We start from the raw sequence: 13,276 nt of genomic DNA, 5'->3' as shown, positions 1-13,276 counted from the left end.
TCTCACCCTGACAGGGCAGCGATTTTAATTTTAGAATAGGGTTGCATAAATACCCCTGCCTGGTTTGGAGCCACCGATGCCCGACATCGCGATCGTCCCCGCGCCGCGCGAACTCACCGTTGACGACGCCCGCTGGATCACCGCGGACCCGGTCGCCGAGGCGACCCGCGACGTGGTGGAGAACCTCGGTGAGACCGAGTACCGGATCGAGGTGACCGCGGACGGCGCCCGGCTGACGGCCGGCTCCGAGGACGCGCTCCGGCACGCCGAGACGACGTACGGGCAGTTGCTCGACGCGGCGGAGCCGGCGGCGGACGGCAAGCTCTCCGTGCCGGCGGTGCGGATCGTGGACGCGCCGCAGTTCAGCTGGCGCGGGGTGATGCTCGATGTCGCGCGGCACTTCATGCCGAAGGACTTCGTGCTCAAGGTGATCGACGTGCTCGCCCTGCACCGGCTGAACACCCTGCACTTCCACCTCACCGACGACCAGGGCTGGCGGGTCGAGATCGAGGCGTACCCGCGGCTGACCGAGGTCGGGGCGTGGCGGGACGAGACCATGGTCGGCAAGATGTCGCACGGCCAGACCGAGTTCAGCTACGACGGCACCCGGCACGGCGGCTTCTACACCAAGGCCGAGCTGCGCGAGATCGTCGAGTACGCCGCCGAGCGCGGCATCACCGTGGTCCCGGAGATCGACCTGCCGGGCCACATGCAGGCGGCGATCGCGGCGTACCCGGAGCTCGGCAACTTCCCCGAGAACCAGCTGACCGTGCGGCAGGTCTGGGGGATCAGCGACGACGTACTGAACGTGAACGACGAGACCGTCGAGTTCGTCCGGACAGTGCTGCGCGAGGTGCTGGACATCTTCCCGAGCCCGTACATCCACCTCGGCGGCGACGAGTGCCCGTCGGTGCAGTGGCGGGTGGCCGAGGACGCGCAGAAGCGGCAGGCCGACCTCGGGCTGGACGACGCCGGGCAGCTGCAGGGCTGGTTCACCGAGCAGGTCGCGGTCGTGCTGAAGGAGTCCGGTCGCCGGCTGGTCGGCTGGGACGAGATGGTCGAGACCGACTGCCCGAAGGACGCCGTGATCATGGCCTGGCGCAGCGCCGAGCGGGGCGAGGTCGCGGTCAAGGCCGGCCACCAGACGGTGATGACGCCGTGCGAGTCGGTCTACTTCGACTACTACCAAGGCGATCCGGCGACCGAGCCGCTCGCGATCGGCGGCTACATCCCGCTGGAGAAGGTCTACGACTTCGAGGTGATCCCGCCCGGCCTGAGCGACGACGAGGCCGCCCTCGTCATCGGCGCCCAGTGCAACGTCTGGACCGAGTACATGGAGGACGAGCAGCAGGTCGGCTACATGCTGCTCCCGCGCCTGTCCGCCCTCGCCGAGCGCGCCTGGGGCTCACCCAAGGTCTCGTACGACGAGTTCCTCGGCCGGCTGCGTCCGCACCTGGCGCGGATCAAGGCGCTTGGTGTGAACTACCGTCCGTTGGACTAAGAGGGTGTCTGGGGATCCCACACCTACTGCGCAGCACTCGGCACGGCACCTCGCCGCACTGGTGCAAAGGCCACGATGGAAAAACATCGAGGCCTCCGCCCCAGCGCACCGAGCCACCGCACCGAGCACTTGCTCGCTACGGCGTGTGATCCCCAGACACCCTCTATCTTTCCTGATGCTTCAGTTGCTGAGGGGATAACTAAATTCCCCTCAGCACTGTTAGCTGGGATAGACGGCGAGCGGAGGCGCAATGACCGCGGTGGGACCACTCGATGCGATGTTCCTGCTCGGGGAGAGCCGGGAGCAGCCGATGCATGTCGGCGGGCTGATGCTCTTCGAGTTGCCGGAAGGCGCCGGTCGCGATCAGGTTTTTCCGGAGGGGTCGCGGGAGTTCGTCTCCCGGCTGTACCAGGACATCCTGGCCGCGCCCGAGGTGAATCCGCTCTTCTCCCGGCGGGTCCGGAACCGCGCGCTCGACCTCGGCTACTGGTCCTGGGAGCAGGATGCCGAGATCGATCTCGAGTACCACGTCCGGCTGTCCGCGCTGGCGCGGCCGGGGCGGTTCCGTGAGCTGTTCGAGCTGACCAGCCGACTGCACGGCACGTTGCTGGATCGGCACCGGCCGCTGTGGGAGATGCACCTGATCGAGGGCATCGAGGGGCGCCGGTTCGGCCTCTACAGCAAGATGCACCACTCGATGATCGACGGTGTGACGGCGCTCCGCTGGATGCAGGACACGCTCACCACGGATCCGACGCGGGCGGGAATGCCGGCCACCTACGCGCTGCCGGCGAAGGCGTCTGGCGCGAGGAGCGGCGGCGGAGTTCCTACTGCCACCGAATTGCTGGCCGCCGTGGGCCGTACGCCGGGTCGTGCTGTCCGCACCGTAGGTGATGTCGGGAAGGTGCTGGCGAATGTCGCTGGGCTCACGCCCGTCGGACTGAAGAGTTTGTTGCACGAGCACTCGTCCGTGGCGTTCCAGGCACCCCGGACGATCTTCAACCAGTCGATCACCGGTGCACGGCGATTCGCCGCGCAGTCCTGGCCGATCGAGCGGCTGGAGAAGGTTCGCGTGATCACCGGCGCCACGCTGAACGACGTACTGCTCGCGATGTGTTCAGGTGCCTTGCGCAACTATTTGATCGAGCAGAACGCCTTACCTGACAAGGCCTTGACGGCCATGGTGCCGGTGTCGTTGCGCGGCAAGGACGATGCGCCCGGCGGTGGCAACGCGTTGTCCACACTGATCGCGGACCTGGCGACCGACGAGGCCGACCCCGAGCGCCGGATCAAGCGGATCACGGCCTCGACGTCGTACAGCAAGGGTGTCCTGTCCGAGCTCAGTCCGCTGCAGAACCTGCTGGTCGGCGCACTCGGCTTCGCCGTCGCCGGTCCCCCCGCGGTGCTACCGGGTGTCGCCGGCCTCACCAACCCGCCGTACAACCTGGTCATCTCCAACGTGCCCGGCCCGGCCGAGAGTCCGCTGTACTGGAACCGCTCTCGCCTGCTCGGCATGTACCCGGCGAGCATCGTGATGAACGGCCAGGCGCTCAACATCAGCGTCACCAGCTACGACCATCAGCTGCACTTCGGCCTGGTGGGATGCCGCCGTACCGTCCCGCACCTGCAACGGCTCCTCGGACACCTCGAGACGTCACTCGCCGAGCTCGAGGACATCCACTAGATCCGTACGACGCCGTTCGGAGTTTGGAAGTGGGCGGCGATCAGGCCGGGCTGACCGTTCGGGCCGGCCCACTGGACGTCGAGGTCGTCGAGGAGGTGGTCGGCGGGGTGGCCGATCCAGTCGGTGACGCGGAGCGGGTCGCCGGCGATCTCGAGGGCGGTCAGGCGGAGGTCCTTGCCGCCGACCGAGGGGTGCTGGGTGAGGTCGTCCCAGTGGATGAAGAAGGGGAGCTGCGGGTCGGCGATCAGGCCTTTGACACCGATCTGGCGCCAGGTCAGGTTCACGCCGTCGGGACGGTGCCGGTTGCCGGGGACGGACTCGCGGCCGAGCCGGCGCTCCATCCGGGGCATGTCGCGGATCGCGACCACCCAGCCGAGCCAGCCGCCGCCGAGCTCCTTGCGGGCCCGGACCGCCTGACCGAACGGCGCCTTGTCGGAGGCCGGGTGGTCGAGGACGTCGACGACCTCGATGTACCGGTCGTTCTCCAGCGGCAGGATGTAGTTGATCGTCCCGAACCGCGGGTGCACACCCCCGTCGACGAACTCCGCACCGAGCAGCGCGGACAGTCGCTCGACAGTCGCCAGGCACCCGTCGGGGCCGGCTGCGTACGACAGATGATCCAGACGCATGCCAGCATTCTGGCCCCAAACAACCCGGTTGGGTGCGCATCTGCGTGTCGTTAGGGTCGATGTCATGCAGATCGTTGTCATCGGAGGCACCGGACACATTGGCACCTACCTGGTCCCGGAGCTGGTTCGCCGCGGTCACCAGGTCACAGTGCTCACCCGCGGCGGCCGTACGCCGTACCAGCAGGACGGGGCGTGGTCCCGGGTCGAGCTGGTCACGGCGGACCGCACAGCCGAAGAGAGCGCCGGGACCTTCGGGGACCGGGTCGCCGCGCTGGCGCCGGACGTGGTCATCGACCTGATCTGCTTCACCCCGGACAGCGCCCGGCAGCTCGTCGAGGCCCTCCGCGGCAAGGTGCACCACCTGCTGCACTGCGGCACGATCTGGGTGCACGGCCCGAGCGCGACCGTACCGACCCGCGAGGACGCGCCCCGAGCGCCTTTCGGCGACTACGGCATCCAGAAGGCGGCGATCGAGACCTACCTGCTCGACCAGTCCCGCCGCGGCGGAGTGCCGACCACGATCGTCCATCCCGGTCACATCACCGGGCCTGGCTGGGCGCCGGTGAACCCGGCCGGCAACCTCGACCTGGCCGTGTACGAGAAGCTCGCTCACGGTGAGGAGCTGGTGCTGCCGAACCTCGGCTTGGAGACGGTCCAGCACGTGCATGCGGCCGATGTGGCCGGAGTCTTCCTGGCGGCCCTGACCAATCGGTCCGCAGCCGTGGGGGAGAGCTTCCACGCGGTGGCCGACGGAGCGATGACCCTACGCGGGTACGCCGAGGCCGTGGCGGCGTGGTTCGGGCAGGAGGTGCGGCTGCGGTTCCTGCCGTTCGAGCAGTGGAAGGAGGGCGTCTCCGAACAGGACGCCCAGATCACCTACGACCACATCGCGCACAGCCCGCACTGCTCGATGGAGAAGGCCGCCCGGCTGCTCGGCTTCCGGCCGCGCTACACCGCGCTGGAGGCCACTCTCGAAGCGATCAGCCGGCTGCAGATCACTTAGACGCAGGGTGCGGCAGGATCGGCCTGGCCGCTTCGAGCCGCTGCTTGCAGAGCTCGGCGAGGACGTCGTACGCCTTCAGGCCCATCAGGGTCTGCAGCTCGACCTTGCTCGACTCGAAGACCGCCTCGACGCCGATATGCGCCTCGGTGTTCCCCGTGCAGTACCAGTTCAGGTCGTGACCGCCCGGGCCCCAGCCGCGCCGGTCGTACTCACCGATGCCGACCTCCGTGTACGTCGTACCGTCCGGGCGCTCCACCTCGCGGAACGTCCGGCGGATCGGCAGCTGCCAGCAGACGTCGGGCTTGGTCTCGACGAAGTGCACGCCCTTCTTCAGGGCCAGGCCGTGCAGCGCGCAGCCGCCCATGCCGCCGTTGAAGCCGGGGCGGTTCAGGAAGATGCAGGCACCGTCGAAGACGCGGGTCTTCCGGTCGCCCTCGTCGTCGGTCTCGACCCAGCCGTTCCGCTTGCCCTCCTTGCGGAACTGCCAGTCCTCCTTGCCCAGCTCCTTCACATACGCCTTGACCCGGTTCTCGTCCTCGTCGTCGGAGAAGTGCGCGCCGAGCGTGCAGCAGCCGTCGTTCGGCCGGCCCTTGTAGATCCCGGCGCACCCACCGCCGAAGATGCAGGTCCAGTTCGACGTCAGCCAGGTCAGGTCGCAGCGGAACACCTGATCCGGGTCGTCAGGATCGGTGAACTCCACCCACGCACGGGGAAAATCAAGAGAAACCTCAGGCACCCGTGCAGCGTACGCGCCCAGCTGTGAGATCTGCGAACGGCAACTCCGAAACAACTGTTACGCCCCGGGTCGAGTAGTTTGTTGGGTATGCGGCTCGGCGTACTCGACGTAGGTTCCAACACCGTCCACCTGCTCGTGGTGGACGCGCACCGCGGTGCCGCGCCGCTGCCGGCGTACTCGCACAAGACCGAGCTGCGGCTGGCCGAGCACCTGGACAAGAACGGCAAGATCGCCGACGCGGGCGCCGACGAGCTGGTGGCGTTCATCGCCGGCGCCGCGGAGCTGGCCGAGGACAAGGGCTGCGAGTCGGTGCTCGCGTTCGCGACCTCCGCGCTGCGCGAGGCGCCGAACGGCGAGAAGGTGCTGGCGCGGGTGCGCTCGGAGGCTTCGGTCGACCTGCAGGTGCTGAGCGGCGTGGACGAGGCGCGGCTGACCTTTCTCGCGGTACGGCGCTGGTTCGGCTGGTCGTCCGGCCGGCTCGCGGTGTTCGACATCGGCGGCGGATCCCTGGAGATCGCGGCCGGGTCGGACGAGGAGCCGACGGTCGCGGTGTCGGTGCCGCTCGGCGCCGGCCGGCTGACCCGTGAGGGTGTCCACCAGGACCCGCCGGACAAGGACGAGGTCAAGGCGCTGCGGAAGCGGATCCGGATGGAGATGGCCGCGGTCGCCGGTGGCGTCCTGCGGGCCGGCAAGCCGCAGCGGGCGGTGGCGACCAGCAAGACCTTCCGGTCGCTGGCCCGGATCTGTGGTGCGGCGCCGTCCGACGACGGTCCGTACGTACCGCGCACGCTGAACCGCGACGATCTCGCCGAGTGGACACCGAAGCTGATCAAGATGTCGGCGGCCGAGCGGGCCGAGCTGCCCGGCGTCTCCGCCGGTCGCTCGTCGCAGCTGGTCGCCGGCGCGCTGGTCGCGGACGCCGTCATGGATCTGTTCGATCTGTCCGCACTCGAGGTCTGCCCGTGGGCCCTGCGGGAGGGCGTCATTCTGTCCCAGCTCGACCAGCTGCAGCCCCGGTGAGCCCGATGCCCGCGAACACCGCCGCCAAGATCGGCCTGTCGACCGCCTCGGTCTACCCCGAGACCACCGCGAGCTGCTTCGAGCTGGCCTCCCGCCTCGGGTACGACGGCGTCGAGGTGATGGTCGGGATCGACCCGCTGAGCACCCAGATCGACGCCATCCAGCGGCTCGTCGACTACCACCAACTGCCTGTGCTCGCGATCCACGCACCCTGCCTGCTGATCACCCAGCGGGTCTGGGGGACCGATCCGTGGGAGAAGCTGGAGCGGTCCGCTGCCGCCGCCAAGGACCTCGGCGCGGATGTCGTCGTCGTGCACCCGCCGTTCCGCTGGCAGCGCGACTACGCCCGCGGCTTCGTCGACGGGATCGCGCGGCTCGAGGACGAGACCGGCGTGATCTTCGCGGTCGAGAACATGTACCCGTGGCGTGCGCCCGGCAAGGGCCTGCAGGCGTACGCGCCGAGCTGGGACCCGACCGAGCAGACCTACGCGCACACCACTCTCGACCTGTCGCACTCGTCGACCGCCGAGCAGGACTGCGTCGAGCTCGCCGAGGCGATGGGCCGGACGCTCAAGCACATCCACCTCACCGACGGCACCGGATCGGCCAAGGACGAGCACCTGGTCCCCGGCCGCGGCACCCAACGCGCCGCCGACCTGCTGGCCACGCTGGCGAACCAGGACTTCCGCGGGCACATCATCATCGAGATCAACACCCGGCGCGCGACCAGCCGGGCCGAGCGTGAGGTCGATCTGATCGAGTCGCTCGAGTTCACCCGGAAGCACTTCATTTCGGACAAGCACGGCATTCGGGGGTCGCGTCGCTCCTCGTTCGCCGTCACCCCGGAGGGGGAGATCTCGGAGCTCACTCCGTGACTCCCCGCCGTACGGCGGAGGCGCCCGCGGCCCGGCCCGGTCGTTCCGGGCGCCGTCCCGGCGGACCGGACACCCGCGGTGAGATCCTCGACGCGGCCCGGAAAACCTTTGCGGACAAGGGATTCACCGCCACCTCGATCCGCGCGGTCGCCCGCGAGGCCGGGGTGGACGCGGCGCTGGTACACCACTACTTCGACAGCAAAGACGAGCTGTTCATCGAGGCGATGGCGTTGCCGGTCGACCCGCGCCAGATCGCCGGCACCGTCGTCGAGGGGCCGCGCGACGAGCTCGGCCGCCGGATCGCGACCGTGTTCCTCGGGGTGTGGGAATCGCCGGACGGGCAGCAGCGGATGCGAGCGATCGTCCGCAGTGTCGCGGGGAGTGCGGAGGTCGCGCGGCTGATGCGCGAAGGGATCACCCAGCTCATCCTGCAGCCGGTCTCCACGGCACTGGACGTGCCCGACGCGGCGCTGCGAGTCAGCCTGGTCGCGTCGCAGTTGATGGGCCTGGCGATGGTCCGCTACCTGATCGAGCTGGAGCCGGTCGCCTCGACCGACCTGCAGACTCTGATTGACCGCCTCGCACCCGTTCTTCAGCACCACCTCACCGGGTGATCCCGACCGACCGCGAGATCCTCGCGATTCACCGAGACATGGCGCCGACCCGAGCTGCCTTCGAGTCGGTCTCCACGCATTGCCAGATCGTCTGCACGCTGGCCGAGCAGCTCTTCGCCGGGCTGGACGTCGACACCGATCTCGTCCGCGCCGGTGCGCTGCTGCATGATGTCGGTGTCTACCGCGTCGCCGGTACGCCGTACATCCGGCACGGCGTCCTCGGCCACGAAACCCTTGCTGGACTGGGGTTTCCCGAGCAGATCTGCCGGTTCGCGTCGTGTCACACCGGTGTCGGGATCACGCGGGACGACGTACTGCGTCAGGAGCTGCCGATTCCGGTGGCGGACTACGTACCGCGGACGCGCGAGGAGGAGCTGGTCATGTACGCCGACAAGTTCCACAGCAAGCGGACCCCGCCGGTCTTCGTGAGCGGCGACAGCTACGAGGTGATCGTCAGCCGCTGGGGCGCCGACAAGGCGGCCACCTTCGCGGACCTCCGCCGCCGGTACGGCGACCCCGCGCTCGACGGGCTGAGCGCCGCTACCGGACACGCCGTGGTCTGAGGTCTTGCCACCGGGCCTTCGTGGTGGGTTAATTCATCACATGGTGAAAAACGCGGTGAGTTGCCGGGACGTCGCGGTGGTGCGCGGCGAGCGGGAGGTCTTGCGCGGGCTGAGCTTCGATCTGCGGACCGGGTCGGTGACCGGGCTGCTGGGGCCTTCGGGCTGCGGGAAGACGACGCTGATCCGCGCGATCGTGGGGCTGCAGGCCCGTGTCTCGGGCTCGGTGTCGGTGCTCGGTTCCCCGGCCGGCGCTGCCGGGCTGCGGTCGCGGATCGGGTACGTGACGCAGGAACCCAGCGTCTACGGCGATCTGACAGTCGTCGAAAACCTGCGCTTCTTCGCGGCCGTGCTCGGAGCTCCGGCCTCGGACGTCGCGCGGGTTGTCGATGCGGTGGACCTTGGCTCGCATGCCGACGTACGGGTGGATCGGTTGTCCGGCGGGCAGCGGTCGCGGGCTTCGCTGGCGGCTGCGCTGCTGGGAACGCCGGAGTTGCTGGTGCTGGATGAGCCGACAGTCGGGCTGGATCCGGTACTGCGGCGCGATCTCTGGGAACTGTTCCATCGGCTGGCGGCCGACGGGGTGACGCTGCTCGTCTCGAGTCACGTGATGGACGAGGCGGTGCGCTGTGATCGGTTGTTGCTGATGCGCGACGGTGAACTGCTCGCCGACGACACGCCACAGGCATTGCTGGCGGCGGTCGGCACGGAGGACATCGAGCAGGCGTTCCTGACCTTGATCGACCGGAAGGCGGAGGCGCGATGACGCTACGAGTGACGTTCGCTGTTGCGGGACGAGTGCTGTCCCAACTGCGCCGCGATCACCGCACGGTCGCCATGCTGATCGTGATGCCGGCGCTGCTGGTCACGTTGATGTGGTGGATGTTCATCGACTCGCCGACCACCTTCGACCGCGTCGGCGGTCCGCTCCTGGCGGTCTTCCCGTCGATCATCATGTTCATCGTGACGTCGGTGGCGACCCTGCGCGAACGGTCGAGCGGCACGCTCTCGCGGCTGTTCACGCTGCCGATGGGCAAGCTCGACTTCCTGCTCGGCTACGCTCTCGCCTTCGCGCTGATCGCCGTCGTACAGGCTCTCGTGGTGGTCTCGATCGCCTTGTATGCCTTGGATCTGGACATCCAGGGCGCCGCCTGGCAACTCGGCGTCGTCGCAGTTCTGGACGGCGTCCTCGGTACGGCGCTCGGCCTGTTCGCGAGCGCCTTCGCCGCCACCGAGTTCCAGGCGGTCCAACTGATGCCGGCCGTGATGATCCCGCAGCTGCTGCTGTGCGGTCTGCTGCTTCCCCGTGACCACCTGCCCGGCGTACTGCATGCCGTGAGCACTGTCCTGCCCTTGTCCTATGCCGTCGACGCCGTCGTGGGAGTTGCTCAAGGCAACAGTCCGGTTGGAGACCTGCTCGTTGTCGCGGCCTTCATCCTCGCCGCGCTCGGACTCGGCGCCGCGACGCTGAGACGCCGTACCGCATAGAAAAACGCCGGCCCGGGTGGTTCCGGGCCGGCGTCGTGGATTAGCGCTCCGGGTAGATCTTGCTGAGCAGCTTCCCGTCCTTGTCATAGGCGCGGACGGTCAGGTGGTCGGTCTTGTCGTCGTGCGACTTCTGGTCGAACTTCGCGAAGGCGAACCAGCCGTCCTTGACCGGTACGTCGAACTTCGGCCCGGTCCCGATCTGGACGACGATCTTGGCCGCGTCCACGGAGGTCCGGCCCCAGCCGGTCGGGATCGACTTGCCGCAGACCGTTCCCTCGCAGTCGGTGCCTTCACCGATGATCGTGGCGATATCCGTGCCCTTGTGTCCGTCCGGCCACTCCATGTGGGGCGTGTCCGTGCCGAGGTCGTCGAGCTTCAGCGCGAAGACTCCCCAGCCGAAGCCACTGGGCGGCATGTCCCGTTGCGGCAGCTCGCAGGCGATCGCCGTTCGTCCCGAGGGTGAGACGGCGACGAGCTGCGCGCGGCTGAATCCGCGATAGTTCTTCAGGTTGCTCGTGTCCAGCCGTTCGGCCGCCACGACATTCCACTTGGTCATGTCCGTCCAGGCAGCCACCGAGCAGTTCCGGAGCTGGCCGGCTGTTGTCTTCGGCAACGGGTCCGCCTCGGCGGCGGCCACCAGGGCAGCCGAGGGCTTGTCCCCGCCGGGAACGGTGCAGCTGAAGAGCGGACCTCCCTTCTTGCCGTCCGGGCCGATGGTGACGCTCCGCCCGCCCTTGTCCGCCGAGGTGGGCCGGAAGTCGTACATCAGGGTGCGAACGGACCGCAACTCCTTGGCCGCCAGGTCTCCAGTGGCGCCCGGGTAACGCAGCGCGCAGCGTCGCTTGGCCTCGGCCTTGTCGATCCGCTGTCCGGCGCCGTCCTCACCGCGCGGTACGCCGGGGACCGCTTCGAACTGTGAGTTCTCGGTGCCCGCCACGCCAGGGTCCTGCTTCGCGGAGCTGATGGTGGGTAGGAGGCTCGCTGCCAGCGCGATGGCCGCGACACCGGCGACAGCGCCGCCCGCGCCGAGAAGCCGGCGGCGGAGAAGGCCGCGATGGCCTCGGGTGAGGACTGCGTTGGTGTCGAAGTCGGGCAGCGGCTCGGCTTCGGCGAGGCGGTGCAGTTCAGCGCTGACTTCGGGATCGTTGTACATGAGGTCCTCCTTCACAGCGCCGGGCTCGGTCGCCGGTTCATGGCTTTGCGGAGAGTTTCGAGGCCACGGGCGGCCTGACTCTTGACCGTGCCTTCGGAGCAGCCGAGCACCTCGGCGGTCTGCTCGACCGACAGGTCCTCGTAGTAGCGCAGGACCACGCAGGCGCGTTGCCGGGGCGCGAGCGTGCGCAGGGCGGCCAGCACTTCGTCGCGGTCCGCGTGCCCGGAGGCGAAGTCCGTCGCGACGGGCTGGTCCGGTACGTCGGCGATCGAGTGTTCCCGTCGCCACGGTCGCCGGCCGCCGTCGTACGCGGCGTTGACGACCATCCGCCGTGCGTACGCGAACGGATTGCCGACCCGATTGATCTTCGGCCAGTGCAGGTACAGCTTGTACAGCGCGTCCTGCACGATGTCGTCAGCCTTGTGCCGGTCCCCACTGATCAGGTACGCCGTTCTTCGCAGCGACGGATTGGCCGTCTCGACGAACTCGACGAACGCCTGGTCCCGCTCGCTCATCCGCGCCTCCCACTCTCCAATGTCCCCCTCAAGACGGAAAGCCCGGTGAGCCGGGTTGCATGCCTAGAGCGTGGGCTTTCCCGGCTGGTAGACCCAGGTCTGGAAGAAGCTGCTCAGATCGCGGTGCGTCAGCCGCTCGACGTACCGGATGAAGGTCTGGGTCGAGACGTTGCCGTGCCGGTGGGCGGTCGGCCACTGCTTGAGCAGCTGGAAGAAGGCCCGGTCGCCGATCTTCAGCCGCAGCGCGTGCAGTGTCATCGCGCCGCGGGTGTAGACGAGGTCGTCGAAGATCTGGTCGCGGCCCGGGTCGGCCACCTTGCCGGTCCAGTTGTCCTCGCCGGCATACGCCTCCTCGAAGCTCTTCTGCGCCGGGACGCCCTTGAACTTCTCCTGGTACAGCCACTCCGAGTAGGTGGCGAAGCCTTCGTTGAGCCAGATGTCCGACCAGCGGATCGGCGTCAGGCTGTCCCCGAACCACTGGTGCCCGAGCTCGTGCGCGAGCAGTCCGCCGCTGACATTGCTGCTGCGCTGGTCGTAGACGGGGCGGCCCTGCGTCTCCAGGGCGTAGTGAACGCCGACGTCCGCGATGATGCCCCCGGTCGAGTCGAACGGGTACCGCCCGTACAACGACGCCTCCCACTCGACGATCTGAGCGGTGGTCCGGTTGAACAGCGCACCCTGGCCGGCCTTGGTGTCGATCGACTTGCCGATCGCGGTGATGTTCTGGCGCTTGTCCTTGAGGCGGCCGTGCGTGACGTTGTAGTTGCCGATCGCAAGCATGCTGAGCTCGCTGGCCATCGGCTTGTTCATCCGCCACCGGAACGTGGTCTTCCCGTGCTGCTTGGTCGTCGGGCCGGGCTCGCCGTTGGCCAGCACGGTCAGACCGGTCGGCACGGTGACGGTCTGGCTGTACGTCGCCTTGTCCGCCGTCGTGTCGTTCACCGGGTAGTAGGTCGCCGCCCCGATCGGCTGGTTCAGCGCCACCGCGCCGTCCTTCGTCGCCGCCCAGCCGGAGATCCCGAGTGCCGGATCATCGATCTTCTGCGGGACACCGGCGTACGAGACCGAGACCTTGAAGGGAGTCCCACGCCGCAAGCCCTTTGCCGGCGTGATCACCAGCTCCTGCGCGCCGGTGCGCGTGAAGGCCGCCGGTCGCCCGTTGACCGTCAGCCTGCTGATCTTCAACGGCCCCTGGAAGTCGAGGTTGAACCGCGAGAGGTTCTGCGTGGCCCGGGCTGTCACGGTCGTCGTCGCGCTGATCGCCTTGGTCTTCGGGTCGAACGCGAGGTTGATGTCGTAGTGGCCGACGTCGTACCCGCCGTTCCCCATGTCCGGGAAGTACGGATCCCCAGCCCCCGCCGCACCCGGCGAGAACACCGACGCAGCATCAGCAGGCAGGCTCCCCGCCCCCACCAACCCCAACGCCAAGATGACCGCCAGCAACCCCCGACGACGTCCCACAAGTCCTCCTACGTTTCCGGATCGGCCCCAGCAGCCT

14 protein-coding genes are annotated in these 13,276 nt (G+C 68.4%); 9 read left to right on the top strand and 5 right to left on the bottom strand.

Annotated features, from left to right (window positions below):
• Positions 1 to 76: 76 nt before the first annotated feature.
• Together ABZS29_RS06785 and ABZS29_RS06780 are read left to right on the top strand one after the other, a co-directional pair.
• Complete coding sequence (locus ABZS29_RS06785; RefSeq protein WP_355459209.1) at positions 77 to 1,501, top strand: beta-N-acetylhexosaminidase; 1,425 nt, start codon at positions 77 to 79, stop codon at positions 1,499 to 1,501.
• Between the two features lie 250 nt (positions 1,502 to 1,751).
• Positions 1,752 to 3,185: a wax ester/triacylglycerol synthase family O-acyltransferase gene (locus ABZS29_RS06780; protein WP_355459207.1), complete on the top strand. Its 1,434-nt coding sequence runs from the start codon at positions 1,752 to 1,754 to the stop codon at positions 3,183 to 3,185.
• Here the strand turns inward: ABZS29_RS06780 and ABZS29_RS06775 are convergent.
• Positions 3,182 to 3,814: a VOC family protein gene (locus tag ABZS29_RS06775; protein WP_355459205.1), complete on the bottom strand. Its 633-nt coding sequence runs from the start codon at positions 3,812 to 3,814 to the stop codon at positions 3,182 to 3,184. The genes ABZS29_RS06780 and ABZS29_RS06775 overlap by 4 nt on opposite strands.
• 64 nt (positions 3,815 to 3,878) lie before the next feature.
• Here ABZS29_RS06775 and ABZS29_RS06770 point away from each other — a divergent pair, with 64 nt between their 5' ends.
• Entirely contained in the window at positions 3,879 to 4,817 is a 939-nt protein-coding gene (locus ABZS29_RS06770) for an NAD-dependent epimerase/dehydratase family protein (RefSeq protein WP_355459204.1), read from the top strand.
• Here ABZS29_RS06770 and ABZS29_RS06765 read toward each other — a convergent pair.
• The gene (locus ABZS29_RS06765) at positions 4,810 to 5,553 is read right to left on the bottom strand and encodes a hypothetical protein (RefSeq protein ID WP_355459202.1); all 744 of its coding nucleotides are present in this window, start codon (positions 5,551 to 5,553) and stop codon (positions 4,810 to 4,812) included. The genes ABZS29_RS06770 and ABZS29_RS06765 overlap by 8 nt on opposite strands.
• Positions 5,554 to 5,640: 87 nt before the next feature.
• Here ABZS29_RS06765 and ABZS29_RS06760 point away from each other — a divergent pair, with 87 nt between their 5' ends.
• Genes ABZS29_RS06760 through ABZS29_RS06735 form a run of 6 tightly spaced genes read left to right on the top strand, consistent with a single transcriptional unit; the run spans position 5,641 to position 10,110 of the window.
• Positions 5,641 to 6,573, top strand: a complete 933-nt coding sequence (locus ABZS29_RS06760; protein WP_355459200.1) for a Ppx/GppA phosphatase family protein — start codon at positions 5,641 to 5,643, stop codon at positions 6,571 to 6,573.
• Positions 6,574 to 6,578: 5 nt separating this feature from the next.
• The gene (locus tag ABZS29_RS06755) at positions 6,579 to 7,448 is read left to right on the top strand and encodes a sugar phosphate isomerase/epimerase family protein (protein ID WP_355459199.1); all 870 of its coding nucleotides are present in this window, start codon (positions 6,579 to 6,581) and stop codon (positions 7,446 to 7,448) included.
• Positions 7,445 to 8,062 (top strand): TetR family transcriptional regulator, encoded by a 618-nt coding sequence (locus ABZS29_RS06750; protein ID WP_355459198.1) that lies wholly within the window; start codon positions 7,445 to 7,447, stop codon positions 8,060 to 8,062. Before ABZS29_RS06755 ends, ABZS29_RS06750 begins: the two co-directional genes overlap by 4 nt.
• Entirely contained in the window at positions 8,059 to 8,625 is a 567-nt protein-coding gene (locus ABZS29_RS06745) for an HDIG domain-containing metalloprotein (RefSeq protein WP_355459197.1), read from the top strand. The genes ABZS29_RS06750 and ABZS29_RS06745 overlap by 4 nt, the downstream gene beginning before the upstream one ends.
• Positions 8,626 to 8,665: 40 nt before the next feature.
• Positions 8,666 to 9,388: an ABC transporter ATP-binding protein gene (locus ABZS29_RS06740; RefSeq protein WP_355459195.1), complete on the top strand. Its 723-nt coding sequence runs from the start codon at positions 8,666 to 8,668 to the stop codon at positions 9,386 to 9,388.
• Complete coding sequence (locus tag ABZS29_RS06735) at positions 9,385 to 10,110, top strand: ABC transporter permease (RefSeq protein WP_355459194.1); 726 nt, start codon at positions 9,385 to 9,387, stop codon at positions 10,108 to 10,110. The genes ABZS29_RS06740 and ABZS29_RS06735 overlap by 4 nt, the downstream gene beginning before the upstream one ends.
• A gap of 40 nt (positions 10,111 to 10,150) precedes the next feature.
• Here the strand turns inward: ABZS29_RS06735 and ABZS29_RS06730 are convergent, their stop codons facing one another.
• The 3 genes from ABZS29_RS06730 to ABZS29_RS06720 all read right to left on the bottom strand — a co-directional run bounded on the left by ABZS29_RS06730 (position 10,151) and on the right by ABZS29_RS06720 (position 13,239).
• Complete coding sequence (locus ABZS29_RS06730; protein ID WP_355459192.1) at positions 10,151 to 11,263, bottom strand: hypothetical protein; 1,113 nt, start codon at positions 11,261 to 11,263, stop codon at positions 10,151 to 10,153.
• An 11-nt stretch (positions 11,264 to 11,274) separates the two neighbouring features.
• Positions 11,275 to 11,778, bottom strand: a complete 504-nt coding sequence (locus tag ABZS29_RS06725) for a SigE family RNA polymerase sigma factor (RefSeq protein ID WP_355459191.1) — start codon at positions 11,776 to 11,778, stop codon at positions 11,275 to 11,277.
• Positions 11,779 to 11,841: 63 nt separating this feature from the next.
• On the bottom strand, positions 11,842 to 13,239 hold the full coding sequence (locus tag ABZS29_RS06720) for a M1 family metallopeptidase (RefSeq protein WP_355459190.1): 1,398 nt from the start codon (positions 13,237 to 13,239) through the stop codon (positions 11,842 to 11,844).
• Positions 13,240 to 13,276: the final 37 nt, after the last annotated feature.

It is taken from the genome of Kribbella sp. NPDC005582, assembly GCF_040605415.1.
Taxonomy (GTDB): Bacteria; Actinomycetota; Actinomycetes; order Propionibacteriales; family Kribbellaceae; genus Kribbella.
This window is presented reverse-complemented; position numbering and strand designations above follow the sequence as displayed.

What these genes read in the sequence shown, in the direction of transcription:
- ABZS29_RS06785 (WP_355459209.1), top strand. Translation starts at nt 77, where the DNA reads ATGCCCGACATCGCGATCGTCCCCGCGCCGCGCGAACTCACCGTTGAC.
- ABZS29_RS06780 (WP_355459207.1), top strand. Translation starts at nt 1,752, where the DNA reads ATGACCGCGGTGGGACCACTCGATGCGATGTTCCTGCTCGGGGAGAGC.
- ABZS29_RS06775 (WP_355459205.1), bottom strand. Translation starts at nt 3,814, where the DNA reads ATGCGTCTGGATCATCTGTCGTACGCAGCCGGCCCCGACGGGTGCCTG.
- ABZS29_RS06770 (WP_355459204.1), top strand. Translation starts at nt 3,879, where the DNA reads ATGCAGATCGTTGTCATCGGAGGCACCGGACACATTGGCACCTACCTG.
- ABZS29_RS06760 (WP_355459200.1), top strand. Translation starts at nt 5,641, where the DNA reads ATGCGGCTCGGCGTACTCGACGTAGGTTCCAACACCGTCCACCTGCTC.
- ABZS29_RS06755 (WP_355459199.1), top strand. Translation starts at nt 6,579, where the DNA reads ATGCCCGCGAACACCGCCGCCAAGATCGGCCTGTCGACCGCCTCGGTC.
- ABZS29_RS06740 (WP_355459195.1), top strand. Translation starts at nt 8,666, where the DNA reads ATGGTGAAAAACGCGGTGAGTTGCCGGGACGTCGCGGTGGTGCGCGGC.
- ABZS29_RS06735 (WP_355459194.1), top strand. Translation starts at nt 9,385, where the DNA reads ATGACGCTACGAGTGACGTTCGCTGTTGCGGGACGAGTGCTGTCCCAA.
- ABZS29_RS06730 (WP_355459192.1), bottom strand. Translation starts at nt 11,263, where the DNA reads ATGTACAACGATCCCGAAGTCAGCGCTGAACTGCACCGCCTCGCCGAA.
- ABZS29_RS06725 (WP_355459191.1), bottom strand. Translation starts at nt 11,778, where the DNA reads ATGAGCGAGCGGGACCAGGCGTTCGTCGAGTTCGTCGAGACGGCCAAT.